A 4,446-nucleotide genomic window follows, 5' to 3' on the forward strand; every position below is an offset into this window, starting at 1 on the left:
TCTCGCATCGAGCGCTACGCGATCGTGACGTCCTTGCTGAGGTAGACGTCCTGGATGGCGTTGAGGATCTGAACGCCCTCGATCATGGGGCGCTGGAAGGCCTTGCGGCCCGAGATGAGGCCCATGCCGCCGGCGCGCTTGTTGATGACGGCGGTGCGGACGGCCTCGGCCAGGTCGCTCTCGCCCGACGAGGCGCCGCCCGAGTTGATGAGGCCCGCGCGGCCCATGTAGCAGTTGGCCACCTGGTAGCGGGTCATGTCGATGGGATGGGCGCTCGACAGGTCCGTGAAGACGCGCTTGTCGATCTTGCCGAAGTTGAGCGCCTGGAAGCCCGACTCGAAGACCTCGGGCAGCTTCTGCTTGATGATGTCGGCCTTGATGGTGACGCCCAGGTGGTTGGCCTGCGCCGTGAGGTCCATGGCCGTGTGGAAGTCGGTGCCGTCCTTCTTGAAGCCGGAGCTGCGGGTGTAGCACCAGAGGATGGTGGCCATGCCGAGCTCGTGGGCCATGTCGAAGGCCTTGGCGACCTCGACGATCTGGCGGCGGGACTCGGGCGAGCCGAAGTAGATGGTCGCGCCCACGGCCGCGGCCCCCATCTCGTAAGCGTCGCGGATGTTGCCGAACATGACCTGGTCGTAGGCGTTGGGGTAGCTCAGGAACTCGTTGTGGTTGATCTTGACCACGAACGGGATCTTGTGGGCGTACTTGCGGGCGACCGAGGCGAGAACGCCGTAGGTCGAGGCGACCGCGTTGCAGCCCCCCTCGATGGCGAGCTTCACGATGTTCTCGGGGTCGAAGTAGATGGGGTTGGCCGCGAACGAGGCGCCGGCGCTGTGTTCGATGCCCTGATCGACCGGCAGGATCGAGACGTAGCCGGTCCCGCCCAGACGCCCGGTGTTGAAGATGCGCTGGAGGTTGTTGAGCACGGGCAGCGGCCGATCCGAGGGGATGAAGATCCGGTCCACGAAGTCGGGGCCGGGCAGGTGCAGCAGCTCCTTGGGGAGGTGGGTGCTCTTGTGCTCAAGCAGGCTCTTGGCGTCTTTGCCGAGCAGTTCTTCGATGCGGTTGGCGGTCAGGGTTTCGTTCAAGGGAGAGCCTCTTTCTCAAAGATGACGGGGCGTTATCGCAAAGCGACTTCCTCCGGCCATGATAGCGGATTTCCTCGCTTGCCGCATCCGGTTGGGCACGCGTCTTGCTATACTGCCGCGCGAGGGTGAGGTGACGAGGCGGAGGGTCGTGTCATGGCCATTTCTCGGGAAACGCGCATCGAGCGTGATTCGTTGGGGGCGATCGCCGTGCCGAAGGAGGCTTACTGGGGCGTCCAGACCCAGCGGGCGCTCGAGAACTACCCGATCAGCGGGCTGCGCACGGACCCGGCCCTGATCGACGCCCTGGCGGTCATCAAGCAGGCGGCATCCCGCGTGTTCGGCTCGCTCGGCATGCTCTCGCCCGAGAAGTCGGACGCCATCGATCGGGCCGCGCAGGAGGTGCGCGACGGCGCATGGGACGACCAGATCGTGGTGGACGCCTTCCAGGCGGGGGCGGGCACCTCCCTTCACATGAACGTGAACGAGGTGATCGCCAACCGCGCCAACCTCCTGATGGGCGAGGTGCTCGGCTCCTACGCGGCGATTCACCCCAACGACCACGTCAACAAGGGACAGTCCACCAACGACGTGATCCCGAGCGCCATGCGCCTCGCGGCCCTGGAGCTCACCGAGGTCCTGGACGCCGCGCTCGAGGAGCTCCAGAGCGTCCTGTGCGGCAAGGCCGTCCAGTTCGACCGGGTCGTCAAGTCGGGCCGCACCCACCTCCAGGACGCGGTGCCCATCCGCCTGGGCCAGGAGTTCGACGCCTACGCGAGCGCCGTGGCGCGCGCGCGCAAGAACCTCTGGGCGGCGGCCGAGGACCTGAAGGTGCTCGGCCTCGGGGGAAGCGCGGTGGGGACGGGCCTCAACACGCCGAGCGCGTATCGCCGGAAGGTGATCGCGGAGCTTCGGATCCTGACGGGCCACGAGGACCTGAGCGCGGCCGACGACTACTTCGAGGCCATGCAGAGCATGGCGGTCTTCACCGCCCTCTCGGGGGCGCTGCGCAACCTGGCCATCGAGCTCGGGCGCATCGCCAACGACCTGCGCCTGATGAGCTCCGGGCCCCGTACCGGCCTGCACGAGCTGGTCCTGCCCTCGGTGCAGCCGGGCTCGTCGATCATGCCGGGCAAGATCAATCCCTCGGTGCCCGAGATGCTCAACCAGGTCTGCTTCCAGGTCATCGGCTGCGACGCCACCATCGCGGCAGCGGCCCAGGCGGGCCAGCTCGAGCTCAACGTCATGATGCCCGTCATCGCCCACAACCTGCTCCTGGCTCAGCGAATCCTGGCCAACGCGGTGGACGTCTTCACCGACCGCTGCGTGGAGGGGATCGAGGCCGACGTGGAGCGCTGCAAGGCCTACTCGGAGGCCTCGGTGGGCCTGGCGACGGTCCTCAACCCCGTGATCGGCTACGCGGCCGCCGCCGAGGTGGTCAAGGAGGCGGTGGCGAAGGGGGAGTCGATTCCTGCGCTGGTCAAGGCCAAGGGCCTGCTCGCCGAGGATCGCGTGGGGCGGGTCTTCTCGACGCCCGCCCTGACCGAACCCTACACCCTGTGAGCAGCGCTCAGATCAAGTCCTGGGAGCGCATGATGCTGATGAGCTTGCTCGCGTACTTGGGGTCCGTGGCGTAGCTCCCCTGCAGGGCGCGAGCGAAGGCGACGGGGTTCGACTTGGCCGCGACCGCGCGGGAATGGCTGCCGTTGTGGATGACCTTGGCGTAGGCCTCGAACGCCTCCTCGAAGCTGCCGAACTTGGCGAAGCCGTCGCGCATCCGGCGCCACTGGCCCCTGAGGTGCTCCTTGGTCGAGGTGGAGATACTACCGAGCGAGCCTTCGCCCTTGATCCCGAAGACGTTGTACTTGCCGATGGCCGAACGGCCCCAGTTGGACTCGAGGGCGGCCTGGGCCAGGATGGTCGCGGCGGGAATGCCGTACCGCTGCTGGATCTTGAGCGCGGCCGGCAGCATTTCCTTCAGGAAGGCGTTGGTGGGCTGGGGCGTCGCCTCGAGGCTGGGGGCCGGCGCTGCGGGCTGGGGGCTGCTCAGAGCCAGGCGATCTCCGCGCATCTTGCCGGCAGGGGCATCCGAACCCGACGACGGGTGGCGCGAGGAGAGCTTCCCGGGCTTCGAGCCCGAAAGGACGGCATGGTCTCCCGGGAGCTTCAGATCGTCGCCGGCCCGGATCTTCTGGGGATCGCGGATGCCGTTGAGGCGCGCGAGCGACTTGACCGTCGTGCCGAAGCGCTTGGCAATCGAGTCGAGATTGTCGCCTGTGCGGATGGTGTACGACATGGTCCTGGCCTCTGCGCTTCATCATCAGACTGTTAACTCTCATTTCATCGGTGGGATCCGCCGCAAAGGTTCTGAAGAATAGGTTAAGTTTTCCTGGACGAAGGCGAAACCCGGGCGATTGGCCGGGGCTCAGAGCAGGCCCTGGCTGCGCATGATGCTGATGAGCTTGTTCGCGTACTTGGGGTCGGTGGCGTAGCTGCCTTGCAGGGCCTTGGCGTAGCGAACGGGGTCGGACTTGGCGGCCACGGCGCGCGGATGGTTGCCGTTGTGGATGAGCTTGGCGTAAGCCGCGAACGCCTCCTCGAAGCTGCCGAACTTGGCGAACGCGGCGTAGGTCCTGAGCGCCTTGCCGTTGACGTACTCCCTGGTGAGCACCTTGATGCTCCCCTTCGAGCCCTCGCCCTTGATCCCGAAGACGTTGTACGTGCCGATGGCGGCGCGGCCCCAGTCGGACTCGAGGGCGGCCTGCGCCAAGATCACCGAGGCCGGCAGGCCGGTCTCTCGTTGAATGCTCAGCGCGGCGCCATGCATCTCCTGCATGAACCGATGGCGCGGCCTGGGTGGCGTCTGGCTACTGAGCCGCAGTTGATCGCGAGAGAGGCGAGGATGCTTTGCCTGCCCTGGCTCGGGTGGTACCGGGGCGCTTGCTTTGCGAGGTGAGGGAAGCGCTATCCCTTGCTCGCCTTTGCGGATGGCGTTCGACATGGCATGCACCTCCTGGTCGGCAGCTTTTTGATATGATAATTATCCATAGAAATTATGTCAATACACCGACCGACAGGCCCCATTCGGCTTCGAGGTGAGGCAGGCTGGGTACAATACAGCAGGCAGTTTGCCCGCATCCGCGCGATCCGAAGGAGAATGCAACAATGGCCGAGGCGATCCTCGTTACGTTCACGTGCCGGTCATGCGGCCACCAGTTCCAGCACCAGTCGCCTGACTTCACCCTCAAGCTGAAGGACATCCAGTGTCCCGAATGCTTCTGGTCCCCCAGCGAAATTCGCTAGCACCCAACGAGAAGGGGGCCCCGCCGTCGGCGGGGCCCCCTTCTCGTTGGGTGCTAGA

General features: G+C 65.9%; 4 protein-coding genes. 1 reads left to right on the forward strand and 3 read right to left on the reverse strand.

The window, feature by feature from the left end:
- Positions 1 to 14: 14 nt before the first annotated feature.
- Positions 15 to 1,088, reverse strand: coding sequence for a class I fructose-bisphosphate aldolase (locus tag V6D00_12495; GenBank protein HEY9899995.1), 1,074 nt, complete (start codon positions 1,086 to 1,088; stop codon positions 15 to 17).
- Between the two features lie 153 nt (positions 1,089 to 1,241).
- On the opposite strand from V6D00_12495, the gene V6D00_12500 reads away from it, so the two are divergent.
- Entirely contained in the window at positions 1,242 to 2,648 is a 1,407-nt protein-coding gene (locus tag V6D00_12500) for an aspartate ammonia-lyase (GenBank protein ID HEY9899996.1), read from the forward strand.
- Positions 2,649 to 2,655: 7 nt separating this feature from the next.
- Here the strand turns inward: V6D00_12500 and V6D00_12505 are convergent, their stop codons facing one another.
- On the reverse strand, positions 2,656 to 3,381 hold the full coding sequence (locus V6D00_12505) for a glucosaminidase domain-containing protein (protein ID HEY9899997.1): 726 nt from the start codon (positions 3,379 to 3,381) through the stop codon (positions 2,656 to 2,658).
- Between the two features lie 129 nt (positions 3,382 to 3,510).
- Positions 3,511 to 3,921: a glucosaminidase domain-containing protein gene (locus V6D00_12510; protein ID HEY9899998.1), complete on the reverse strand. Its 411-nt coding sequence runs from the start codon at positions 3,919 to 3,921 to the stop codon at positions 3,511 to 3,513.
- Positions 3,922 to 4,446 lie beyond the last annotated feature (525 nt).

It is taken from the genome of Pantanalinema sp. (assembly GCA_036704125.1).
In the GTDB taxonomy this organism is placed as follows: Bacteria; Cyanobacteriota; Sericytochromatia; order S15B-MN24; family UBA4093; genus JAGIBK01.